Source organism: Halarcobacter mediterraneus (genome assembly GCF_004116625.1).
Classification (GTDB): Bacteria; Campylobacterota; Campylobacteria; order Campylobacterales; family Arcobacteraceae; genus Halarcobacter; species Halarcobacter mediterraneus.
The window spans coordinates 1-24,403 of the sequence record NZ_NXIE01000001.1 but is presented as its reverse complement, the minus strand read 5'-3'; the positions used below and the strand labels follow the sequence as shown (position 1 = coordinate 24,403).

General features: G+C 26.1%; 22 protein-coding genes. 9 read left to right on the top strand and 13 right to left on the bottom strand.

Features of this window, described 5'->3' with window-relative positions:
• The first annotated feature begins 2 nt into the window (after positions 1–2).
• From CP965_RS00110 to CP965_RS00095, 4 genes are all read left to right on the top strand, one after another.
• Positions 3–1,385, top strand: a complete 1,383-nt coding sequence (locus CP965_RS00110; RefSeq protein ID WP_129059998.1) for a PhoH family protein — start codon at positions 3–5, stop codon at positions 1,383–1,385.
• Positions 1,360–3,048 carry an HD domain-containing protein gene (locus CP965_RS00105; RefSeq protein WP_228712642.1) on the top strand — a complete coding sequence of 563 codons (1,689 nt, stop codon included), beginning with the start codon at positions 1,360–1,362 and terminating at the stop codon, positions 3,046–3,048. The genes CP965_RS00110 and CP965_RS00105 overlap by 26 nt, the downstream gene beginning before the upstream one ends.
• A gap of 24 nt (positions 3,049–3,072) precedes the next feature.
• Entirely contained in the window at positions 3,073–6,144 is a 3,072-nt protein-coding gene (locus tag CP965_RS00100; RefSeq protein ID WP_129059997.1) for a cache domain-containing protein, read from the top strand.
• A 69-nt stretch (positions 6,145–6,213) separates the two neighbouring features.
• A complete protein-coding gene (locus CP965_RS00095; protein WP_129059996.1) occupies positions 6,214–6,567 on the top strand; it encodes a hypothetical protein in 354 nt (117 codons plus the stop codon).
• Positions 6,568–6,578: 11 nt separating this feature from the next.
• Here CP965_RS00095 and ppnP read toward each other — a convergent pair whose 3' ends face one another.
• Positions 6,579–6,893, bottom strand: coding sequence for a pyrimidine/purine nucleoside phosphorylase (gene ppnP, locus CP965_RS00090; RefSeq protein WP_129059995.1), 315 nt, complete (start codon positions 6,891–6,893; stop codon positions 6,579–6,581).
• Between the two features lie 113 nt (positions 6,894–7,006).
• Between ppnP and recO the strand changes: the two genes are divergently transcribed.
• Both recO and CP965_RS00080 read left to right on the top strand, forming a co-directional pair.
• On the top strand, positions 7,007–7,624 hold the full coding sequence (recO, locus tag CP965_RS00085; protein ID WP_129059994.1) for a recombination protein RecO: 618 nt from the start codon (positions 7,007–7,009) through the stop codon (positions 7,622–7,624).
• A gap of 48 nt (positions 7,625–7,672) precedes the next feature.
• Positions 7,673–10,045, top strand: coding sequence for a hypothetical protein (locus CP965_RS00080; RefSeq protein WP_129059993.1), 2,373 nt, complete (start codon positions 7,673–7,675; stop codon positions 10,043–10,045).
• Between the two features lie 34 nt (positions 10,046–10,079).
• On the opposite strand, the gene CP965_RS00075 is transcribed toward CP965_RS00080, so the two are convergent.
• The 12 genes from CP965_RS00075 to ispG all read right to left on the bottom strand — a co-directional run bounded on the left by CP965_RS00075 (position 10,080) and on the right by ispG (position 21,251).
• Positions 10,080–10,898 carry an HDOD domain-containing protein gene (locus CP965_RS00075; protein WP_129059992.1) on the bottom strand — a complete coding sequence of 273 codons (819 nt, stop codon included), beginning with the start codon at positions 10,896–10,898 and terminating at the stop codon, positions 10,080–10,082.
• Positions 10,899–10,942: 44 nt separating this feature from the next.
• Entirely contained in the window at positions 10,943–12,046 is a 1,104-nt protein-coding gene (ychF, locus tag CP965_RS00070) for a redox-regulated ATPase YchF (RefSeq protein ID WP_129059991.1), read from the bottom strand.
• Between the two features lie 61 nt (positions 12,047–12,107).
• The gene (locus CP965_RS00065) at positions 12,108–12,788 is read right to left on the bottom strand and encodes a response regulator transcription factor (protein ID WP_129059990.1); all 681 of its coding nucleotides are present in this window, start codon (positions 12,786–12,788) and stop codon (positions 12,108–12,110) included.
• Positions 12,789–12,804: 16 nt separating this feature from the next.
• Complete coding sequence (locus CP965_RS00060) at positions 12,805–13,797, bottom strand: bifunctional heptose 7-phosphate kinase/heptose 1-phosphate adenyltransferase (RefSeq protein ID WP_129059989.1); 993 nt, start codon at positions 13,795–13,797, stop codon at positions 12,805–12,807.
• A gap of 30 nt (positions 13,798–13,827) precedes the next feature.
• Positions 13,828–15,234 (bottom strand): leucyl aminopeptidase, encoded by a 1,407-nt coding sequence (locus CP965_RS00055; protein ID WP_129059988.1) that lies wholly within the window; start codon positions 15,232–15,234, stop codon positions 13,828–13,830.
• A complete protein-coding gene (locus CP965_RS00050) occupies positions 15,235–15,909 on the bottom strand; it encodes a DedA family protein (RefSeq protein WP_129059987.1) in 675 nt (224 codons plus the stop codon).
• Between the two features lie 8 nt (positions 15,910–15,917).
• On the bottom strand, positions 15,918–17,129 hold the full coding sequence (gene trpB, locus CP965_RS00045) for a tryptophan synthase subunit beta (RefSeq protein ID WP_206732222.1): 1,212 nt from the start codon (positions 17,127–17,129) through the stop codon (positions 15,918–15,920).
• 10 nt (positions 17,130–17,139) lie between these two features.
• On the bottom strand, positions 17,140–17,682 hold the full coding sequence (locus CP965_RS00040) for an adenine phosphoribosyltransferase (protein ID WP_129059986.1): 543 nt from the start codon (positions 17,680–17,682) through the stop codon (positions 17,140–17,142).
• A gap of 54 nt (positions 17,683–17,736) precedes the next feature.
• Positions 17,737–18,261, bottom strand: coding sequence for a D-glycero-beta-D-manno-heptose 1,7-bisphosphate 7-phosphatase (gene gmhB, locus CP965_RS00035; RefSeq protein WP_129059985.1), 525 nt, complete (start codon positions 18,259–18,261; stop codon positions 17,737–17,739).
• A 17-nt stretch (positions 18,262–18,278) separates the two neighbouring features.
• On the bottom strand, positions 18,279–18,668 hold the full coding sequence (locus CP965_RS00030; protein ID WP_129059984.1) for a type II secretion system protein: 390 nt from the start codon (positions 18,666–18,668) through the stop codon (positions 18,279–18,281).
• Positions 18,669–18,735: 67 nt separating this feature from the next.
• Complete coding sequence (locus CP965_RS00025) at positions 18,736–20,175, bottom strand: replicative DNA helicase (RefSeq protein ID WP_129059983.1); 1,440 nt, start codon at positions 20,173–20,175, stop codon at positions 18,736–18,738.
• A 2-nt stretch (positions 20,176–20,177) separates the two neighbouring features.
• Positions 20,178–21,251, bottom strand: coding sequence for a flavodoxin-dependent (E)-4-hydroxy-3-methylbut-2-enyl-diphosphate synthase (gene ispG, locus CP965_RS00020; protein ID WP_129059982.1), 1,074 nt, complete (start codon positions 21,249–21,251; stop codon positions 20,178–20,180).
• Between the two features lie 99 nt (positions 21,252–21,350).
• Between ispG and CP965_RS00015 the strand changes: the two genes are divergently transcribed.
• From CP965_RS00015 to CP965_RS00005, 3 genes are all read left to right on the top strand, one after another.
• The gene (locus CP965_RS00015; RefSeq protein WP_129059981.1) at positions 21,351–22,070 is read left to right on the top strand and encodes a CvpA family protein; all 720 of its coding nucleotides are present in this window, start codon (positions 21,351–21,353) and stop codon (positions 22,068–22,070) included.
• A 2-nt stretch (positions 22,071–22,072) separates the two neighbouring features.
• Entirely contained in the window at positions 22,073–23,590 is a 1,518-nt protein-coding gene (gene lysS / locus CP965_RS00010; protein ID WP_129059980.1) for a lysine--tRNA ligase, read from the top strand.
• Between the two features lie 14 nt (positions 23,591–23,604).
• The coding region (locus tag CP965_RS00005; RefSeq protein ID WP_129059979.1) for a serine hydroxymethyltransferase at positions 23,605–24,403 on the top strand (799 nt) is incomplete at its 3' end.

Below are 24,403 nucleotides of genomic sequence, written 5' to 3'. Positions count from 1 at the left end.
TTATGAAAGATAAAATTTATGTACTAGACACTAATATCATCTTGCAAAATGTGCAAAACTTAAATAGAATTTCTGATAATAGTACAAATACAATAGTTATTCCTGAAACTGTTTTATTAGAACTTGAAGACAAAAAAAAATTACCAAATGAATTAGGTTTTTATTCTAGAGAATTTGCAAGACTATTAGCAAAGATGAAAATAAAAGAGGTTGATTATAAACTAGGCTTTAAAGTTGTAAAACTTTATAATGAGGAACTTACTCTTCATATAATCTCAAAAGATCATTATGAGTCAGAAATCGAACAAACCCATTTAAGTGAAAGTAATGATAAAAGAATAATAGAAGTTGCAGCAATTGCTCAAGACTATTATAAAGGTTACCAAGCAATTTTTCTATCACTTGATGTTTATGCAAGAACTTTTGCACTATTCAAAGGATTAAAAGCTGAAACACTACATGATGATAAATCTACAGTTCCAACTTTTGAGTTTATAAAATATTTAAAAATTGATTCTTCTTTATTTAACTCTTTAGAAGGAAGAGATATTACAGAATATGACAAAGAATATACTTATGAAAACTTTTGTTATATTTTTGAAAGTGAAGATGGAAACTCTTGCCATGCAATTATTATAAATAATAAAATAAATATTTTAGATGAAACAGATTTTAAAACTTTACAAGTAAAACCTGTAAACTTAAAACAAAAACTTTTTATGAAAGCTATTTTAACAAATATGTTTGATTTACTTGTAATTGATGCAAAAGCAGGATCTGGAAAAACTTTAATGTCTATTGTAAGTGCAATGAGATTGATTGACTTAGGATGTTATGATAAAATTGTTTATGTAAGAAATTCTATTGAATCACTAGATAAAGGTGCTGATATAGGTTATTTAGCTGGAAATGATGAAAAGTTTAGAATTTATAATATGGCTTTACAAGATACTTTAGAGTTTATAGCAAAAAAACATCTTAAAAAAAGTGATAGTAGAGAAAATAAAGAGTCTATTGAATCAAAAATTGCAGAACTTACATCAAAATATTGTATTGAAACTTTATGGCCAGGAGAAGCAAGAGGAAGAACACTATCAAGTGCAATTGTTATTATGGATGAATGGCAAAATTCTTCAGAAAAAACCACACAATTAATACTTAGTAGGCTTGATGAATCTTGTATGGCTATTGTAATTGGTTCAAATAGACAAATCGATAATTTATATTTAAATAAATATAATAACGGTTTAACAACTCTTTTAAAACAAACAAGAGAAACCCATAGTGAGATAAATATGTTTGCAATAGAGCTAGATAAAGCTGTTCGTGGTAAATTTGCAGAATTTACAGAAAGAATATTTGAAAGGAAATACAATACAAAATAGATTAATAAACGATACAATTTATAATCATATTCCATACACAAAATTAGAAGATAAAATTTTACAAACAAAAATTTTAAATAGGTTACAGTTTATTACACAAAATGCTTTAGCTTATTTTTCTTATCCTTCTATTACTACAAAAAGATTTATTCACTCCTTAGGAACAATGCACTTAAGTTCTTATATTTTTAAAAACTCATTACTAAATGCAAATAAAGAGACTAAAAACCATTTTCTAAAAGAGTTAAAAAAAGTATTAAAATTTATTGTAAAAGAAGAAAAACTAAATATTAATCTTGATGATTTAAAATATTTTGACAATAAAGCTTTATATGACTTTACAATTCCTACAAAAAATAAAAAAGATAGAGCTGTTTATATAATAATTTTACAAGCTGTTCGAATTGTTGGTCTTATGCATGATGTAGGACATCTTCCTTTTTCACATCAAATAGAATATGCTTTAAAAAATGTTTATAATAAACTTCTTATTAAAAATGATACTTTAAATAAAAAAGAAGAAGAGTTTATTTTACTTTATGAAAAGATTACTAAAAACTCGTCTTTAGTCTTACATGAAGCCATAGGGAAAGAATTACTTCAACTTCTTTTTGATTTTGAATTAATTGATTTTATTAATGATTATGAAGAAAAAGAGCTTATTAAATTATTAAAAACTTTGAGTCTTTATATTCTTGAAAATAAGATATATAAAGGTTTTGACTTTTCAATTCTACATAGAATTATTGATTCAACAGTTGATGCTGATAGATTAGATTATATAAATAGAGATATGTTAGCAAGTGGTTATATAACTGGAGCAAATGACCATATAAGAATTACAAAACAAGCTGTTTTGGTTGAGAAAGATAAATTCTTTTATTTAAGTTTTTTTGATATGTCACTAATTGATATAGAGCATATGCTAGAAATGAGATTTAATCTATATAAAAAAGTAATATATAATCATGGAATTGCAAAAACTGATGCTCTCTTAGAAAATGTAGTTCAATTTTTATCTTCAAAATATTTTGAAAAAGAAGAAGTAGAAGATAAAATATTTAATCATATTTCAATGTTATGGAAGTTTCAAAAAGAAACTAATCCTTCAAAAAAACTAGATATTATTTCCTTATTGGATGAAAATTGGTTAATCTCTTTATTTAAAAATGAATATTTTTATTTAAAAAATAAGAAATCTTTAACACATACAGAAGAAAAGTTTAAATACTGTTTTGAAGAAGTACTTTTTGGTAAAAGGTTTTTTAACTCATCTTGGAAAAATTTAAATGAATTTTACAAAATACTAGATTTTTCAACAATTGAAAGATATCAATTTAGAGAAAGTTTCGGATATATAAGCTCAAAAAAACTAATAAAACTACAAAAACTTTTAGATACTTTTGTTAATAAATGGGAGAAAGAAGAGAATACTTTCTTAACTTATCAAACTGTCTCTTTTAATATAGGTATTGAAAAAGATTTTTTACTTTATGATTGCGAAAATCTTGTTAGTATTGATGAAATTTCAACTTTAAGAAAAAGATTAAAACAATCAATGAGAAATACTGTCCCTTTTTATTTATATGTAAATAAAAAAAATATAACTGATAGTATGAAAAAAGAGTTAAAGGAACTTATACTAGACGTATTTAAAAATTAACTACATTTATGATACAATTTCATTATGTATAAACAAAAATTATTGTTAATTTTCTGCATAATAGCTCTTATTGTTATTCCATGCACTATAAATTATTTAAAAAATCAAAAAATTGATCTTTTTAAAATTACAAATTATGAAAACTTAGTAGAAAAAACAGAGCTTACTGTAAAAACACTAATTAAAGAAAAACAAAATACTACTGCAACTATTGCTTTAGGAATAGCTAATAACAAAGAGATTTTAAATAATCTACTAGCCCAAGAAAGTATTGATTTAAAGCAATATTCTATTAATCTTAGAAACTCTACTGAATTTAAAAATGTATGGTTTCAACTTATCAATAAAGATGGTTTTTCCATACAAAGAAGTTGGACAAGTTACAAAGGTGATAATGTATCTAAAATAAGAAATGACTTAAAAAAATTTTTAGAAAAACCCAAACAAACAAATAGTATTAGTGTTGGTAGATTTGATATGTCTTTTAAATCTTTAACTCCAATTTATGATGACTCAGAAAAATTTTTAGGTCTTATAGAAGTAATTACACACTTCAATTCTATTTCAAAAAAATTACAAGAAAAAAATATTAGTCCAATAATTCTTGCAGATAAAACTTATAAAAAGCAGCTTACTAAACCTTTTAGTAAAAAATTTATAAAAGACTATTATATTGCAAATCTAGATGCAGATGTAAAATTAATAAAATATTTAGATTCACTAAATATTGACAATTTCATTTCTCAAATATCAGAAAAAAAATATCTAGTGAATGAAGAAGTAAATTATCTAATTAGTTATTATAACTTAAAAGATGAAGATAATAAAACAATGGGTCACTTCCTTATGTTTCATCCTTTAGATAAAATTGATACATATCAACTTAATGAAATAAGATACTCTTATAATATATTAATTATCTTATCTATTTTAATTATTTTATCTATAATCTATTTTAATATAAAAATAAAAAGTTATTCACATAAAAGTTTTAATAAAAAATTATTAATAATAGTAGTCTTAATATTTACACTTATTTCTATATTTATGTATATTCAAATTAATAAAAAATATAATAATGATATAAAAGCATATAAGAAAAATATACTTGAACAAACTTTATTAGAATACAAATCTATTTTAAATCACAACAAATCATTATCTGAATTAATATTTTCAAATGAAATAAATAATAATTATATAAAATCTTTAATAAAAAATAGAGAAAGAAAAAAACTATATAATCACTTGAAAAAAAGCTATGAAGATTTAAAAAAGAAATACAATATTAGGCAAGTTCATTTCCATCTCCCTGATTCAACAAGTTTTTTAAGAATGCATAGACCTAATCTTTATGGAGATAGTCTTTTAGGTATTAGAAACAGTGTAGAGTATGTAAACAGAGTAAAAAAACCCTATATAGGCTTTGAAGAAGGTAAAATTTATAATGGGTTTAGATATGTATTCCCTATTTTTAATGAAAAAGAATATCTTGGAAGTGTAGAAATTAGTTTTGATATTTACTCATTTATTGATAACTATTTAAAAACATTTAATGTAAATAGAGTTAACTTTTTAGTAAATAAAGCTATTGTTGATGAAAAAGTCTTTACCTCAGAAAAATCTAATTATATACAAAGTCCCGTTGAGAATTTTTATTTTGATAAAATTATTGTTGAAAAATTAAATAAAATTAAGAAACCTATAATTCCTAATAAAAAAAATCAAGAAGAACTTATTATCTTATCTGAAAAGATTTTACAAGGGAATCCATTTATAATTTACTTTGAAGAAATAAATGAGACAACGACAGTTATTCCTTTGCTTAATAAATTCACTAATAAAGTTGTAGGAAGTATTCATATATCTAAAGTAGCTACTTTTATAAAAAATAGGAAAGATGAATTTAAAGAACTTATATTTACTCTTTTATCTGTTCTTATATTTATAATGATTTTTATTTATAGAGAGATTTTATCTAGAATAAAACTAAATAATGAATTACACAAAAATCAGCTTATTTTAGATTCACAAAAATCTTTTATAATTATTACTGATGGAATTAATATAAAAGCTTCAAATAAATCTTTATTGGATTTTTTTGGCTATAAAAGTCTTAAAAAGTTTAAAAAAGAGCATAAATGTGTATGTGAGTTTTTTGAAAAAGAAAAAGGCTATATCCAAGAAAAAATGGGTAATTTAAATTGGTTTGAGTATATATGTAAAAATCTAAATAAAGACAATTTAGTTCTTATGAAAAATAAAGACTCAGAAACTCATATTTTTTATATAGAATTAGATATTGAAAATAATAAAATAGATGAGGAAAACTATATTGTTTCTTTTATTGACATAAGTAAAATAAAAAAAATGGAACAACAACTTATTCAAAATGAAAAAATGGCTTCTATGGGAGAGATGATAGGAAATATTGCCCATCAATGGAGACAACCTTTATCAATAATTTCTTCAGCAGCTACAGGATTAGTAGTACAAAAACAGTTTCAAAAACTAGATGATGAAGAAGTAGAAAAAACTTGTAATATCATAAATAAAAACACTCAATACTTATCAAAAACAATTGATGATTTTAGAGACTTTATAAAAAACGAACGTGAGTGTATTAATTTTAATATAGAAGAAACTTTTGATAATTTTTATAACCTTGTACACCCATCTTTTAAAAGACATGACATAAAACTAATATTAGATATCCCAAAAGGATTAGAAATAAAAGGATATCCAAATGAACTAATACAATGTTTTATGAATATTTTTAATAATGCAAAAGATGCTCTAAAAGAAAATAAAATTGATGAAAAATATTTATTTATAAAAGTATATAAAAAAGAAAAGAGTATTATTATAAAATTTATAGACAATGCAGGAGGAATAAAAGAAGACATTCTTCCTAAAGTATTTGACCCTTATTTTACGACAAAGCACCAATCTCAAGGCACAGGCTTGGGTTTAAATATGACTTATAATTTAATTACAAAAGGAATGAATGGTGCCATTAGTGCAAAAAACACTAAATTTGAATATGAAGGCAATTACTATAAAGGAGCAGAGTTTATTATAACCCTTCCTCTATAATATTGCATTTTGAAATATTTTAAATGAATTTTTTATTTATCGTATATAATAAATAAAAAAAGGTTTTTTATGTCAATTTTAGGTAAATGCCCTTACTGTAATAGTAATGTAATTTCCCAAAAAATAAATGTAAAAGGGAAAAATATTAAATTATATACTTGTGAAAATGCAAAAAAAGAGTATGATGAAAGTGAACAGTATGTTTTTACAGCAGATTCTACTTGTAGATTTAGAGTTTACTCAAATGCTTTTTTAAGATGGAATAAACGAAGCTTTTCAGAATATGAAATGAAAAAACTTTTACAAGAAGGACAAACAACAATAAGACTTCATGGAAAAAAAGGATCAAGTGAATATTTTAAATATATAATACCCCATGAAGAATATGGTGTATCTATTTTATGGGAAGAAGAAGTATCTTAAAAGAGTATCTGTTACGATACTCTTTCAAAAGAACAACAATAATCTACTAAAGAAGTTACTCTTAATTTATATTTAGAATTTTGAGAAATTTCTATTGTAGCAGGAGCTACATACTTAACCCAATCTTCCGCAGGTAACATAACCTCTAAAACACCTGAGTTAATATCAATAATTGCTTTATTTACTGTGTTTAATTCATATTCTCCTGGCAACATAATTCCTAAAGTTTTCTTGCTTCCATCTTCAAAGGTAATACTTCTACTTGTAATATTCCCATCAAATAAAATATTTGCTTCTTTAGCAATACTAACGTTATTAAAATCCATCAATATCCCTTTATTTTTTTAAATTTATTTATTTTATCATAATAAATATTTGAAGCAAATATCTATTTAATATTTGCTATAATTTTTTCTATATTTTATAGAAAAAAGAGAAAATGCAAGGCTATATATTAGATACAAAAAATGTAAAAGATGATGATTTAATAGTAACTATTTTAAGTTCTAATCATGTTTATACAGCATATAGGTTTTATGGGGCTAGACATTCGAATATAAATGTAGGATATAAAATAGATTTTGAACTAGAATCAAATCTAAAAAGTACTATTCCTAGATTAAAAGATGTTATTCAATTAGGATTTCAATGGATATTTGAAACAGAAAAATTATATTGTTGGCAAAGATTTATAAAACTCTTCTACCCACATTTAAAAGATGTGGAAACAATAGATAACTTCTATTTTGATCTTTTAGATAAAGTAAGTCATGAAATGATAAAACAAAATCCTAAAAGAGCAATTTGTAAAAATTATTTAGAATTACTTGATTTTGAAGGTAGATTACATCAAGATTTTGAATGTTTTCTATGTGAAAAACCTATTACTTCCCATTACTCTTTAGTTAGAAGTTTTATGCCAACTCATAGTTATTGCAGTTACAGTAAAACCTTTGAAGAAAAAAAAATAAAAGAATTACTATTAAATAAAAACCTTATTCTTTTTGAAGATAAAGAAATTGAATACTTATGGAATATTTTATTGCAAGGTTTATAAGTTTATAAACTATATAATATTTTATTAATTAATTAAAGGTATTACTTTATGTTTAATATAAAAGAATATATTGACTCAGACTTCTTTGAAGCAGAAAATAAAGACTCTAAAGTTTCAGATCTAATAAAAAAATATGATATTGAAGTAGACGCTGGATATATCTATGATGTAACAGATGACTATAGAGCATTAATAAATCATATTATTAACTTATATACAAAAGAGCAAGATATTCCTAGTGATATCAAAATAGAATTAATGGGGAATATAAACTTAAGAAACTATATTTTAGAAATAAGTGAAGAAAAAATTAATCATTTATTATCGGACAACAATACAATTATTTATAAAGAAATTGTAAATATTGTAAACCTCTTATCTTTTGGTAAAAATTATGAGATTTTTATAAGCTATAATAATTACAACCTAACTAAACTTGAAGAAAGGTTTAAAGACTTTGAAAACAATCTAAATGAGTTAAAAGAAAATGAAAACTTATTTTTAACAACATTCAATTTATATATTTGCTTTATAAAAACGATTATAAAGCTATGTGTTATGCTTTCTATAGATGTTCATAGAAAAAATATAATTGAAAATATAACTGAGGTTATTCAAGAATCAATTAATAATATAAAATATACGATAAAATTAAAAGATACTCAAATCAATCTTTTAAATATTTTACTAGGAGATTTACTCTTTAACTTCTCACACATAAAATACATTGATACAAAAGATAAAGATATAACTTATCTTATTGAACAATTTAACTTTGACCTTGAAAAGTTATATAATGGTTATTTAATACATAAAAAAAGTTTTGAAGAAAAAGACCATAAATTATACTTGTCTTTTTTAAATTCAGCAAGTAACTTATTATCTATTTTAATTTATAAAATAGAAAAAGAATTTCCTGATAAATTAGAAAAAAAAGAATTACTAGAAAACAGTTTTAGTTTATATAAGAAAATAATAGAACATGAAACAATTGGAGAAATTGAATCTATTTATGATTTTAAAATAATATTGGAAAGCAATTTTGTCTATATTTATAATAAAACAAATAAACAAGATTACAAAACTAATAAAATTATTGAGACTTTTATTACAAAAGATAATTTTACTAACTTAGACTTAGAAATTATTCATTCATTTGTTTTATTTTCAAATGATTTAGAGGATAAAGTACTTTTAAATTTAGTTCAAAAATTAATAGATTTAGAAAAGTTTAAAAATGATTATTATGAATTCTACAAAATCAAAATTTGTGATGTAATCATAAATAAATTTATTAATAAAAATAATTTTAACTTACCTAAAGAACTAATTGAAAGTCTTATTAAATATATTGAGAAAAATATGATTTCTTCTCATTTAATTACATCTTACTCTAAAATATACTTAACACTCTCATTATATTATTCATATTTTGAAAATGATGAAGATATAGAAAAGTCAAAACTTTTACATTATAAATATTCTGCAATAAATAGTGATATTTTTTTAGAAAAAGAGTTTTTTAGTATAAATAATCAAATATTAGAGAACTATGCAAAAAACTTGATAGATAGTCTTAAGTTATCAATTGAAATAGATATAGAAAAATATATTCAATTAGGAAAAAGAGTATTAGAAAAATTCTATAAACAAGAAAAGCTAAATTCAAGAAATAAAATAAATGAAAAATTATCAAATATCATAACTAACATTTTTACAAATGAAAACTTACAAGCAGAAGAATTAAATTTATATATTAGAAATTTTATTTCAAATGATATTTTTTATGGTTTAACTTTTATTGATATTATAGGTCTTTGTAAAGAAGATTATATTCCTCGGGATATAGGATATGAACAAATAACTATTGATTTAATAGATAACTATAGCTTAAAAATAACATATTCAAGTGTTTATAAAGATATCTTTGAAACTATTTATAAAGAAAATGAAAAATATATAAAACAAAACCTTGTTAATCTTATTATTATTTATTTAAAAAGTGCTCCTATTTACAATGATAAAGTTACAAATTTAAAAAATATTGAAAAACTAAAAAAAGATATTGAAGAAATGGGAGATAAAGATTTAACAATAATTCAACTTTATATTAAATCATTAATTAAATTAAATAAAGAGTATGGATATATAAAAACAAATAAATTCTTTAGAAAACTAGCTCATAAAATAAACTCAAAATATAATTCTTATAGAGAAAATGGTCCTATAATAACTATATTATTAAAAGAAAATGAAAAATATGAAGAGGTAATTGGGTATATTGAAAACCTTAAAATTAAATTTGAAAATGATGAAATAAGTCCCGATTTAATTATAACAGCTACACATGGAAAAAAAGAAGATATTCTAGAAAATTCCATTGAAAGTATTCATTTAGCAGTTGCAAAAAAAGATATATAGACTTTTAAATATTAGATATTGATGAATAAATAATTTATTCATCTAAAAGTCTATCTTCCAACTTTTCAATAGCAGATTCAAGACTTTTTATATCTAAGTTATATTTTCTTGCTTTAGATATACCTTTTTCAATACTTTCTATACTCATAGGATCTGTAACATCACAGATTGTTTTAATTACATCTAATATTTCTGATTTTTTACGATATTCATCATTACAGTTTTCTAAAGAATCAACATTTTCAATTACATTTGTTAAATTATCACTTAATTTCCAATGTCTGAAAATTTGAGCTGTTATTTTAGAAGTTGTTGTTCCAGTAAACTCTTTCTCCACTTCTGGAATAGTTTTATTTGAAGCTAATTCTTGTTTAAAGTCCTCTGCTTTTTTCTCACTTTCAATAACATCAGCAAGAACAAACTTACCTGTTTCTTGTAATAATGAAGGTAAGAGTAACTCCTCTTTTAAATCAAAAGAAACTTTTGTAAGCCAAAGTGAAGCCAAAGTTGTAGCTAAATTTGAAGCTCTCATAAAATCATCATTATCTATACCATATATAGAAAGATTAGTTTTTAAAAGATTTTGAACAGTACCACCAATTGCTATTGAAATAGTAAAGTTTATACCTAAAAGATTAATAGCCTTACTTGCAGTCTCAACTTTACTTCTAAAGCCAAACATAGCAGAGTTAGATACTTTTAATAGAGTTGAAACTATTAAAGCATCTTTTTCAATAATTTGTAATAATTCAAAAGCTTCTTTTTCATTTTTTTGTCGAAACGCTTCAATATCTAAGATTGTCTTAGGAAGAGGAGGAAGGGCTTCTATTTTTTCAATTAAACAATTATTCATACTACTTACTCTCCTATGAATTAAGTTATATTTATTATAGCTAATTATGTGTTAAATCTAAAATGCATTATATCACCATCTTGTACAATATAATCTTTCCCTTCAAGTCTTAATTTACCTAATTCTTTACATTTAGATTCACCACCATTTGCAACAAAATCTTCATAAGATATAACTTCTGCTTTAATAAATCCTTTTTCAAAATCATTATGAATAACAGCTGCTGCTTGAGGAGCTTTCGTTCCTTTTCTTATAGTCCAAGCTCTAACTTCTACTTTTCCAGCAGTGAAGTATGATTGTAATCCTAATTTATCAAAGGCTTTATGAATAATTTGTTCTAATCCTGATTCTTCAACACCTAAATCAGTTAAAAGTTCTTTTGCCTCTTCATCATCCATTCCAACAAGTTCTTCTTCAATCTTAGCACAAAGAGTAATTACATCTGCATTTACTTCTTGAGCATGTGCTCTTAAAGCATCTACATACTCATTTGTACCTTCCATTAAAGAGTCTTCATCCATATTTGCACCATAGATTACATCTTTATTTGATAGGAATCTTAATTCTTTATCCATTTGAAGAAATAAATCATTTTCAATATCTTCAAAAGTTTTAACAGGTTGAAGATCTTCTAAGTGTTTTAATAAAGCTTCTGCTACTACTAACATAGCTGCTGCTTCTTTAGAACCTTTTGATTGTTTTTTCAGTTTTTCAATTTTCTTTTCACACTGAGTAATATCAGCATAAATAAGTTCAGTCTCAATAATCTCAATATCTCTGATAGGATTAACATCACCTTCTACGTGAGTAATATTACCATCATCAAAGCATCTAACCATATGTAAAATAACTTCTACTTCTCTAATATTAGATAAAAATTGATTTCCTAAACCTTCACCTTTACTTGCGCCTCTTACTAAACCTGCAATATCCACAAAATCAATTATAGAATGTTGAATTTTATTTGGTTCAACTATTTTTGCTAATTCATCTAACCTTTTATCTGGTACTGGTACAACTGCTTTATTTGGTTCAATTGTACAAAAAGGATAATTTTGAGCCTCTGCATTTTGTGCTTTTGTTAAAGCATTAAAAGTTGTTGATTTACCTACATTTGGAAGCCCTACTATTCCTACTCCTAATCCCATTAATAACCTTTATTTCTTTATTTGAGAGCGAATATTACTCTCTTTTAAATTAATCTCAAATTTAATAACTTAAAATATAACCACTACCATAAATACTATCTATGATATCAACTGGAAGTTTTTTTCGTAATCTTTTAACTAAATTTCTAATACTTGCATCATTTACATCATTTTTTGTATTCCAAACATATGATGAAATTTCAGTAGGTTTAACTATTTGATTCTTTTTATTTAACATTAACTCAAAAAGTATTCTCTCATTCTTAGTTAAATCAACAATTTTTTCTTTAAAAAATAAAATTCTTGATCTAGAATCCCAATAACATTTATTATTAATTACAACTTTTGTATCTTCATTTAAAGATTCATCTTCTAATCTTTTTATCGAATTTTCAATTACTTCTTTAAACTCATTTCTATTAATTGGTTTAATTAAATAATCTACTAAATTTAATTTAATTGCTTCAAAAAGATATTCTTTATGAGAATGTGCACTTAATACAATAATAGGTGTTGTATTATCTAATTCTCTAATTTTTCTGATTACTTCTAAACCATTTAATTTAGGCATAGTAATATCTAAAAGCAATATATCTGGTTTTTTATCTTTATATAAGTTTAAGGCATCTAAACCATTATCTGCTTCATAAATTTTATCAAAAAAATTTTCAAGATAAAGAACATAGTTCTTTCTTACATTTTCATCGTCTTCTGCATATAAAACCGAATAATTACTTTTCATATCACTTCCTATATTTTTATTTTACTTTACAAGCTAAATTTTTTTCTATTAGTTTTTTATCAAGATATACTTGATCTGATTGTATTTCTTCAATTGAAACTGTTGCAGTTCCTGCTTTTCTTAATACAACACCTGTAGCTAAGTTTGCAAATTCTACAGAATCATAAATATTATTATTTAAAGCCAACGCAAAACCTAATGAAGCTAATACAGTATCCCCAGAACCTGTAATATCAAAAACCTCTAAAGGAACTGTTGGCAATACTGATAATTTATCATTATTTAATATTGCAATTCCTTCTTCTGCTAATGTTATAATCGCATATTCTGTTTTTAATTCACTTTTTATAAGTTTTAGAGCTTCTAAAATCTTATCATCATTCGAAATTTCAATATTACTAATTTTTTGGGCTTCCTCTATATTAGCAAGAACTAGTGTTGCTCCCTCATATTTACTATAGTTACTTCCATGAGGGTCAACAATAACTTTTACATTATTTTTATTAGCATAAGAAATAATTTTTTGTGTAAAATCTTTTGTTAAAACACCTTTCCCATAATCTGCTAATAAAATTGCATCAAAAGCATTTATTTTTTCTACTAATTTAGAATATAGGTTTTTCACATTCTCAAAAGAAATATTATTTTTACTTTCATGGTCAAATCTAAAAATTTGTGATGTTCCAGCAAGAATTCTTGTTTTTTTAGAAGTTTTTCGTCCCTTTTGTTCAAGTAAAAAAGATTTTGTGCCTACTTCATCTAAAAGATGTTTTACTAATTTTGCATTATCATCATCACCTACAACTGACATAACACTAACATCTGCACCAAGAGAAGCTAAATTTCTAATTACATTTCCAGCTCCACCTAAAACAGATTTTTCTTTTTTTACATCTACAACAGGAACAGGTGCATCTATAGCTATTCTGTCACAAGAACCTATTAAATAAGAATCTATCATAAGATCACCAATAACTAAAATTTTAGGTTTCTTCTCTATATTAATCATTTTTTCTCCTAATGAAAGTATACAATATTATTATTTCATATTCTTTAAAAACTCAAGAGTCATTCTAACTCCTGCACCACTTCCACCAAAGGGATTATATCCCCAAGCTTTTTCTACATAAGCAGGTCCTGCGATATCATGGTGTATCCATTTGTCTTTATTCTCTTTTGCAATAAATTTCTCTAAGAAAATTCCAGCTGTAATAGAACCCCCGTATCTAGTACTTGCAATGTTATTTATATCTGCAACTTCAGATTTTATAGTTTTCTTTAAAAATCTATTAAAGTGTAGAACAGTAGCATATTCACCTGCTTTATTTGCATTATTTACAACTTCTTGTGCTAAATCATTATTATTACCCATGATACCAGAAGTATATTCACCTACTCCAACTACACAAGCTCCAGTTAATGTTGCATAGTCAAAAAGATAATCAATATCTTTAATTTCATCTTGTGCATAACATAAGCAATCAGCTAATACAAGTCTTCCTTCTGCATCAGTATTTTTAACTTCAATAGTAGTTCCATTTTTAGCTTTTAATACATCATCAGGCTTATAAGCATCTCCACCAATCATATTTTCAACTGCACCAACAATACCATGAACTTCAAAAGGAAGCTGTAATTTTGAAATAACACTCATAATTCCAAGAACTGCACAACCACCACTTTTATCTGATTTCATAGTTGTCATAAAGTCTGCTGGTTTTAAAGATAATCCACCTGAATCATAAGTTAATCCCTTACCAACTAATACTATTTTTTTCTTAGCATTTGATGGTTTATATGATAAATGAATAAGTTTAGACTCATGTCTAGATGCTCTACCAACACTTAGCATTGCAAACATTGCATTTTTTTCTAAATATTTTTCACCATGTATTACACACTCTAATTTTGCTTCTTTTGCAATATCTTTTGCTTCTTTTGCCATAACATCTGGATAAAAATCCTCTGGAGTAGTATTTACCATATCCCTAGTTTTATTTACAGCTTTTGCAATTTCTAAAGACTCTTCAAAACTATTCTTAATAGCTTTTGAAACTTTTTCTATACAAAAGTTTAATTCTTTTTCTTTTTCTTTTTTCTTTTCAGATTTATATTTATCAAATTTGTAAGCACCAAGAGCAGCACCTTCAACTAAAGCTTTTACACTGTCTTTTTCAACTTTAACTTTTGCACTTGTAAATTTAGTTGAGCTAAATTTTTTAACAGCTGTTGCTATTGCTATTGCTAAAGAATCATAATCATTAGCTTCACATCCAACAAAAATCTTTTTTGATTCTGGAAGTAAAACTGACACCTCATCTTTTGCTTCGAAGCTTAAGTTTTCTAAAATCTCTTTCTCTTTTAAATTTTTAATAGAATCTACAATTATAATTTCTAAATCAGTATTTACTTTTTTTATATTTTTTTCAATTAAATTTAATTTCATTTATTTCTCCTTTTTCTTTGTCATTACATGGAAATAGTAAACTATGCTTCCACCGAATACCATCGCAAATGGTAAAGCATAATACCAGTGTTCTTTTGCCCATTTTAACACAATTAAAATCTCTTCACCAAAATACCAAACTGGAACAATAGTAATAGCTGCCCAACACCAAGCACTAATTAAATTTATAAAAGCAAATGTCTTGGCGCTATATCTTGTTAATCCAATAGAAATTGGAATAATTGTTCTCATACCATACATATATCTTTGAGCAAAAATAATTGGCCAACCATATTTTTGTAATAAAATATGTGCTAATGCAAACTTTCTTCTTTGACCTTTAAACTTTTTATGCACATAAGACTTATTAAATCTTCCTGTATAAAAATATATTTGGTCCCCTGCAAATCCACCCAAGCCTGCAACAAAAATAGCCATATATAAATTCATGTGTCCACTATGAGATAAAAGACCAGCCATAATAAGACCCATTTCTCCTTCTAAAATACTCCAAGCAAAAAGAATTATATAACCGTATGTTTTTAAAAGGTAAATAAATTTATTTTCAAAACCTTCAACAGGTGCTAAATATAAGTTATAACCTAAAAAGATTAGGAATAAAGCAACTAATAAAAATAATAATTTGCCTGAATTATTTTGGATAAAGTCTTTCATCTATCTTCCTAATCAAAATGCAAGATTTCTTTAGCTTGCACCATATCTTTATCACCCCGGCCAGATAAATTTATAATTATTGTTTTTTCTTTGAATTTCTCTTTTGCTTTTTTTAAATATGCAATTGCATGAGCTGATTCAAAAGCAGGTATTATTCCTTCTTTTTGACTTAACCATACAAAAGCTTTCATAGCTTCTTCATCTGTTATAGAATCATATTGTACACTTTTATTATCCTTATGAAATGAATGTTCTGGTCCAATTCCTGGATAATCAAGACCTGCACTTATTGAATGTGCTTCTAATACTTGTCCATTTTCATCTTGTAAAAGGTAAGAGCACTGACCATGTAAAACCCCTGGACTTCCTTTTTCTAAAGAGCAGCCATGTTTATCTGTATCAAGTCCTAAACCACCTGCTTCAATTCCAATACATTGAACACTTTCATCTTCTAAAAAATGTGAAAACATTCCAATAGCATTTGATCCACCACCGATACAGGCTAATACATAATCAGGAAGTTTTCCTTCTTTTTCTAATATCTGTTTTCTTGATTCAAAGCCAATTATTGCTTGAAAGTCTCTAACCATAAGAGGATATGGATGGGGACCAGCTACAGTACCAATAATATAGAAAGTATCTCTAGCATTAGTTACCCAATACCTAATAGCATCATTCATTGCATCTTTTAAAGTTTTACTTCCACTTTCAACTGCAATTACTTTTGCTCCTAAAAGTTTCATTCTAAATACATTTAATTCTTGTCTTGCAACATCTTTTGCACCCATAAAAACAGTACAGTCAAGACCTAATAATGCTGCAATTGTAGCAGTTGCAACACCGTGTTGACCTGCTCCAGTTTCAGCTATAACTTTTGTTTTCCCTAATTTTTTAGCTAAAAGTCCTTGTGCAATAACATTATTAACTTTGTGTGCACCAGTATGATTTAAATCTTCTCTTTTTAAATAAACTTTAGCACCTATTTCTTCTGAAATATTTTCTGCTAAATATAAAGGTGTTTCTCTTCCAACATAATCTTTTAATAAAGCATTTACTTCTTGCCAAAATTCTTTATTAAACCTATATTTTTTATATTCTGCTTCTAATTCTTTTAACACAGGCATAAGAGTTTCAGGAACATATCTTCCACCAAATTCACCAAAGTGTCCATTTTCGTCAGGGTCATATTTACTTATTTTTGGTATATAAATTTCTTTCATAATTCTTTCTTTAAATTTCTAATATTGAATAAACTGGTGCATGTTTTTCAATTTTTGTTGCACCAGATAAAAATGTTAAGTTTAATAAAAAACAAACTTCAATTAAATTAGCATTAACATTCTTAATAAGCTTTGAAGCTGCATTTGCTGTTCCCCCTGTAGCAAGTAAATCATCAATAAGAAGAACTCTTGCATCTTTCTTAGGAAAAGCATCAAGATGAATCTCTACTTCATCATAACCATATTCTAATTCATATTTTTCACAAACAGTTGTACTAGGAAGTTTTCCTTTTTTTCGTACAGGAACAAAGCCTATTTTAAGTCTATCAGCCAACGCTGCTCCAAAAATAAAACCTCTTGAGTCAATACCTGCAATATAATCTAAATTATAACTTCTATATCTATTTTCAAGATGATTCATTAAAACTTGATAAGCTTCTTTATTATTTAATAAAGTGGTAATATCTTTAAAAACTACACCTTCTTGAGGAAAGTCTTTAATATCACGTATGGAATCGCTAAGTATTTTTTTTTCTGCTAAACTTAATTGCATTTAATATCCTACTACTTTTTTTACAAATGTAACATTATTTTATCGAAAGAAATATTATTCTTGTATAATTTTATTAATTTCTTTGATACTTTCACATATATAGTCTGCTTCTGACTCATTTTCTAAGAAGAAATGTCCACTTTTTACTTGAATTGTATTTTTGATACCTGCATTTTTAGCACAAAGAATATCTGAATTTTTATCTCCAACAAGCCAAGAGTTTTTTAAATCAATATCATAGTTTTTTAAAATATTATCAATCATTCCTGTTTTTGGTTTTCTACATAAACAATTATCATTTGGACCGTGGGGACAAAACTCAACTTGTGATATTTCTATTGCATTTTTAGCAAATTCCTTTATCATCCAAGAAGTAAGAATATTAAAATCTTCAATAGTATAATAACCTCTTGCTATACCTGATTGATTTGTTATTATAAAAATTTTATAGCCTAAGTTTTGTATTTTTTTTAAACTTTCAAAGATTCCTTCAAAAAACTCAAAATCTTCAATTTTATATAAGTACTCTTTTTCAATATTTACAACGCCATCTCTATCTAAAAACAAAGCTTTTTCCATCTTTCTCCCTACTAAATTTACATTAAATTAAAAGTCTCATTCTCAACACCCATTTCTTCTAATATTGTACAAACATTACTTGAATCAGAATCAATGTCTAAAGTTAATTCATTATTATCTAATTCCATAACAATACATTCAATATCATTTGGTGCAAAAGTGATTTTATTATCAGAAACTTCCCAGTTTAACTTACTTAAAGTAATCACATCTGAAATATTATTTATTGTACCATTAATCAAATAATAACTTTGAACAGAGGTTATAATCGTAACAACATCTCTTTTTATTGTTGTTGCTAGAGCATTATCTTTTGTATTTAAATATTTAGGTACAGCATAAGAAGCAATTATTCCTATTACAACAATTGCAAAAATAAGTTCTAATAAAGAGAAAGCTTTTTTCATTATAAAATCCTTTTAAAATAAACTTTATAATTATGTCAATAGCTTTCTTAATAAATAATAAATATTATTATAATATATCAGGAACTTCTATATTTGTTTCTTTATTTGTATCAGATACAGACTCAAATACAACTTCTATTGGAGCATCATTTGAGTTTTCTTTATCCACAAATCTAGTATATTGTTTTTGAAAGTCTAATTTAACAGTACCTATAGGACCATTTCTTTGTTTACCAATAATAATCTCAGCTTCTTCTACTGGTTTATTAACAAAAGTAGACTTATACTCTTCTCCTTTATCTTTTGCTTCTTTTTCTTTTCTTGCTTCATCTCTTTCTTTATAAACATCATCTCTATATACAAACATTATAATATCTGCATCTTGTTCTATTGCTCCTGATTCTCTAAGATCTGAAAGCATTGGTCTTTTATCTGGTCTATTTTCAAGTCCCCTATTTAACTGAGAAAGAGCAATAATTGGAATCTTCATCTCCCTTGCAAGCATTTTTAATCCCCTTGAAATATCTGAGACCTCTTGATGTCTATCTTTATTTCCAGTTCCTTGCATAAGCTGTAAGTAGTCAATCACAACTAAAGAAATATTGTTATCTTCATTTTGGGCTAATTTTCTAACTCTTGCTCTTAATTGATTAATATTTACACTTCCCCCATCATCTACAAATAGTTTTTTTGTATTTAAATCTTCAAAAGCAGATGTTAAGTTAGACCATTGATTATCATCCATATCACCTTTTCTAAGATTTTGCAAAGGTATTGAAGTTTTTGCAGCAAGCATTCTAAGCATTAGTTGTTCAGCAGGCATTTCTAAAGAGAAAAAAATTACTCCTTTTCCTGCTTCAACATTTTTTAAAGCCATATTTAAAACAAGTGCTGTTTTACCCATTGCTGGTCTTGCCGCAATAATTACCAGATCCCCTTCATTAAAACCTGTTGTTCTTTTATCTAAATCATAAAAACCTGTTGTTTCCCCAATTAAATGTTTACCACCAAGTTTTTTCATCCTCTCAATATATGAAAGAGTATCTCCTGTAATTTCTTCCATATCTTTTAATTCACTTGTTGAACTATCTGTAGAAATTTTATATAATTCACTTTGAACTACATCTAAGGCATCATTTGCAGTAATTTCTTCCTCTAAAGAAACTTTTTTTATAGTTGTTGCCAAAGTAGTAAGTTCTCTTTTTACAGAACTATCTTTAATCTCTTTTACATAAGCGAAAGTGTTAGTAATAGGGTTTGCAGAAAGAATCTCTAATAAAATCGAATCATCAACATCTTTAGAATCAACTCTTTTTTTAATAAATTCTTCATCAATTGGCATTGAATCATCATGAAGTTTTACCATTACTTCAAATATTTTCTGATGTGCAGGAAGATAAAAATCTTTTGGTTTTAAAACACCTAATATATCTTCAAGTTCATCTGGATTAAAGAGAATAGAACTTAAAACTGCTCTTTCAATATTTATACTATATACACTATCCACGCTTACTCTTCACTTGCTTTTTTTGCTTCAACTTCAACTTCTTGTAAAAATCTATCTAAAAGATCTTCAGTAGGTAATTTTGCTATTGTTTCACCTTTTTTAATAATCAAGCCTACATTTTTACCATAAGCTATTGCAACATCAGCAGCTTTTGCCTCACCTAAAGCATTTACAACACATCCCATAACTGAAACATTTAAAGGTGTTTTAATGTGTTTTGTCTTTTTTTCAACTTCTGCAACAGCTGAAACTAAATCTGCTTCAATTCTTCCACAAGTTGGACAAGAAATAATATTAAGCCCCTCTTGAACTAAACCTGCATCTTTTAAAATTGCTCGTCCTACTTCAATCTCTTTTTCAAGTTCACCTGTCATAGAGACTCTTAAAGTATCACCAATACCATCAAGAAGTAAACTTCCAAGTGCAATTGAAGATTTAATAGTTGAGTGAAACTGTGTTCCTGCTTCTGTAACACCTAAATGAAAAGGATAATTATTCATAGGTCTTAACATTCTATATGCTTCAACTGTCCTTTGAACATCACTAGCTTTTAAAGATACCTTAATATCATCAAAACCTAAATCTTCTAAATACTTAATATTATAATCTGCACTTTCTACCATACCTCGTGCTGTTTGTCCATATTTATCTTCAAATTGAGATTCCAAAGAACCACAATTTACTCCAATTCTTATAGGTAAATTTCTTTGTTGACAAGCTTTTACTACTTCTGTTACTCTTTTCTTATCTCCAATATTCCCTGGATTAAGCCTAATACAATCTACTACTTCTGCTGCAATTAAAGCTAACTTATAGTTAAAATGTATATCTGCAACAATTGGTAGAGAAGTTTGTTCTTTTATACTTTTTAAAGCATGTGCTGCTTTTAAGTCCGGAACTGCCAATCTTACAATATCTGCTCCCGCAAAATGCAAGGCTCTTATTTGTTCTACTGTTGCTTCTATATCAGAAGTCTTACTATATGTCATTGATTGTACAGATATTGGAGCATCTCCTCCAATAGCTACATCTCCTACATATATTTTTTTTGTTGGATATCGTTTTACATTATTCATAGTGAAAGAATTCTAGCAAAAAAAGATTAATTTCTCTTAAACTTTTATTTTAGAAAAACTAAGTTATAATTGCGCCAGATTATAAATATAAGGATTTATATGCAAGAGTTCACTGCATTTGATATAGTGATATTAAGTATTACTCTATTATTGGGGCTTAAAGGTTTAATGAAAGGCTTTATAAAAGAGGTTTTTGGCTTAATAGGAATTATTGGTGGTATTTTTATTGCTTCTAGAATGTCTGAAGATATTGGTAATTTAATTGCACCTATTTTAGCTTTAGAAAACAATGCAACAATTCATTTAATTGGTTTTATTGTTGGACTAATTGGTTTTTGGATTATTTTATATATAATAGGAATAATAATAAGTAATATATTTTCTGCTAGTGGACTTGGTATTTTTGATAGAATTTTAGGTTTTGTTTTTGGTAGTGCAAAAGTGTTTTTTATTTTTTCAGTTATAACTTATGCAATTTATCAAATTGAGTCTTTCCAAAATTTAATGAATGAAAAAGTATCAAACTCTATGACTTTCCCTTTATTAGTGGATACAGGAAGTTTTATAGTTAAACTTGATCCAGCAGATTTTACTAAACCTATAGAAGAAAAGCTTTCTAATGATGATGAAAACCTTAATACTCAAAATATAACTGAAGAAGCTAAAAAAACTTTTGAAGATCTAAAGACAAAAACAAATGAAGCCATAGACTCTACAAAAGAAGCAGTAAATCAAGAAATTGAAAAAGCCACAAAAGAAGCTGGTGAGAATATTGTAAATTCAATTTCAGAAGAATCAAAAAAAGAAGAAGGAAATTAAGATTGTTTGAAAATAAATATATACAACAAAGAATTGAAAAAGCTAATGTTTTAAGAGAGTTAGGGGTAAACCCTTATGCAAATGATAGTTCAAGAAATACAACGATAAGTAAATATTTAAATGTAAACACTGATATTTTCCAAAAAGAAGATAAAAGAGATGAAAATAGAAAATATACTGTTGCAGGAAGAATAAAGTTTTTTAGACTTATGGGAAAAGCTTCTTTTCTTAAAATTGAAGATGAATCAGGCATTCTACAAATTTATGTAGCAAGAGACAACTTACCTGAAGGTTTTTATAATGATATATTTAAGAAAAATGTAGAGGTTGGAGATATTATTGAAGTATCAGGATACCCATTTGTTACTAATAAAGGAGAATTATCTCTTCATGTTCATGAATTAACAATTTTAACTAAATCAATTTCACCTCTACCAGAAAAATATCATGGTATACAAGATAAAGAATTAAGATATAGACAAAGATATTTAGACCTCATTATGAACTCTGAAGTTAGAAAAACTTTTCATATCAGATCAAAAGTGATTAGTCTTACGAGAAGATTTTTTGAAGATAAAGGTTTCTTAGAAGTTGAAACGCCAATGATGCACCCAATTCCTGGTGGAGCAAATGCAAAACCTTTTGTAACACATCATAATTCTTTAGGTGTTGATAGATTCTTAAGAATTGCTCCTGAATTATATTTAAAAAGATTAATTGTAGGTGGTTTTGAAGCAGTATTTGAAATCAATAGAAACTTTAGAAATGAAGGAATGGATGCAACTCATAATCCAGAATTTACATCTATTGAATTTTATTGGGCATATAAAACATATAAAGATCTGATTGAACTTACAAAAGAATACTTTGAATATCTTTTTGAACATTTAGATTTACCAACTATACTTCCATACGGTGACCTTGAAATTGATTTTTCTAAATTTAGTGAAGTTCCTTTAATTGAGTCACTTACAACTATTGGTGGTGTTCCTGCTGATATTACTGAAGATAAGGATAAAATTATTGCTTATATGAAAGAAAAAAATCTTGAAGTAAATACTAACTTAAATTTAGGACAACTACAAGGTGAATTATTTGATGAATATGTAGAAGATAAACTTATAAATCCAACATTTATCACTGAATATCCAGTTGAAATATCTCCTCTTGCAAGAAGAAGTGATGAAAAACCTCACTTAACTGATAGATTTGAATTATTTATTGCTGGTAAAGAAATAGCAAATGCATTCTCAGAACTTAATGACCCACTTGATCAACTTCAAAGGTTTGAAGGTCAAATTGCAGCTAAAGATGCAGGTGATGATGAAGCCCATGAAATGGATGAAGATTTTGTAAATGCTTTATCATATGGAATGGCACCAACAGCAGGACAAGGTATAGGAATAGATAGACTTGTTATGATGTTAACAAATGAACACTCAATAAGAGATGTATTATTATTTCCAGCAATGAAACCAATTAAGCATGAAATTGATTTACATGCAGAAGAAGAAAATTAATAAAGGGTAAAACAATGAGCTATATAACAGAAGCAAGATTAAAAGAAGCAGATAAAGAGATATTTGATATAGTAGAAGCAGAGTTAGAGAGACAAACAACACACTTAGAGATGATTGCAAGTGAAAACTTTACATCTCCTGCTGTAATGGAAGCTATGGGGTCTGTATTTACAAACAAGTATGCAGAAGGGTATCCATATAAAAGATATTATGGTGGATGTGAATTTGCTGACAAAGCTGAGCAATTAGCTATTGACAGAGCTTGTGAAATCTTTGATTGTAAATTTGCAAATGTTCAACCTCATTCAGGAAGCCAAGCTAATGGTGCAGTTTATGCAGCATTATTAAAAGCTGGTGATAAAATCTTAGGTATGGATCTATCTCATGGTGGACACTTAACTCATGGTTCTAAACCTAGTTTCTCTGGTAAAAACTATCAAGCTTTTTATTATGGTGTTGAGTTAGATGGTAGAATCAACTATGACAGAGTATTAGATATAGCTAAGATTGTTCAACCAAAAATCATTGTATGTGGTGCTTCAGCATATGCAAGAGAAATTGACTTTAAAAGATTTAAAGAAATAGCTGATGAAGTAGGAGCTTTTCTTTTTGCTGATATTGCACATATTGCAGGTTTAGTTGCTGCTGGTGAGCATATGAGTCCATTCCCATATGCAGATGTTGTAACTACTACAACTCACAAGACTTTAAGAGGTCCTAGAGGTGGTATGATTATGACTAATGATGAAGATATTGCTAAAAAAATTAACTCTGCTATTTTCCCTGGATTACAAGGTGGACCATTAGTACATG

Coding starts and splice junctions, on each gene's coding strand:
- CP965_RS00110 (WP_129059998.1), top strand. CDS start 3: ATGAAAGATAAAATTTATGTACTAGACACTAATATCATCTTGCAAAAT.
- CP965_RS00100 (WP_129059997.1), top strand. CDS start 3,073: ATGTATAAACAAAAATTATTGTTAATTTTCTGCATAATAGCTCTTATT.
- CP965_RS00095 (WP_129059996.1), top strand. CDS start 6,214: ATGTCAATTTTAGGTAAATGCCCTTACTGTAATAGTAATGTAATTTCC.
- ppnP (WP_129059995.1), bottom strand. CDS start 6,893: ATGGATTTTAATAACGTTAGTATTGCTAAAGAAGCAAATATTTTATTT.
- recO (WP_129059994.1), top strand. CDS start 7,007: ATGCAAGGCTATATATTAGATACAAAAAATGTAAAAGATGATGATTTA.
- CP965_RS00080 (WP_129059993.1), top strand. CDS start 7,673: ATGTTTAATATAAAAGAATATATTGACTCAGACTTCTTTGAAGCAGAA.
- CP965_RS00075 (WP_129059992.1), bottom strand. CDS start 10,898: ATGAATAATTGTTTAATTGAAAAAATAGAAGCCCTTCCTCCTCTTCCT.
- ychF (WP_129059991.1), bottom strand. CDS start 12,046: ATGGGATTAGGAGTAGGAATAGTAGGGCTTCCAAATGTAGGTAAATCA.
- CP965_RS00065 (WP_129059990.1), bottom strand. CDS start 12,788: ATGAAAAGTAATTATTCGGTTTTATATGCAGAAGACGATGAAAATGTA.
- CP965_RS00060 (WP_129059989.1), bottom strand. CDS start 13,797: ATGATTAATATAGAGAAGAAACCTAAAATTTTAGTTATTGGTGATCTT.
- CP965_RS00055 (WP_129059988.1), bottom strand. CDS start 15,234: ATGAAATTAAATTTAATTGAAAAAAATATAAAAAAAGTAAATACTGAT.
- CP965_RS00050 (WP_129059987.1), bottom strand. CDS start 15,909: ATGAAAGACTTTATCCAAAATAATTCAGGCAAATTATTATTTTTATTA.
- trpB (WP_206732222.1), bottom strand. CDS start 17,129: ATGAAAGAAATTTATATACCAAAAATAAGTAAATATGACCCTGACGAA.
- CP965_RS00040 (WP_129059986.1), bottom strand. CDS start 17,682: ATGCAATTAAGTTTAGCAGAAAAAAAAATACTTAGCGATTCCATACGT.
- gmhB (WP_129059985.1), bottom strand. CDS start 18,261: ATGGAAAAAGCTTTGTTTTTAGATAGAGATGGCGTTGTAAATATTGAA.
- CP965_RS00030 (WP_129059984.1), bottom strand. CDS start 18,668: ATGAAAAAAGCTTTCTCTTTATTAGAACTTATTTTTGCAATTGTTGTA.
- ispG (WP_129059982.1), bottom strand. CDS start 21,251: ATGAATAATGTAAAACGATATCCAACAAAAAAAATATATGTAGGAGAT.
- CP965_RS00015 (WP_129059981.1), top strand. CDS start 21,351: ATGCAAGAGTTCACTGCATTTGATATAGTGATATTAAGTATTACTCTA.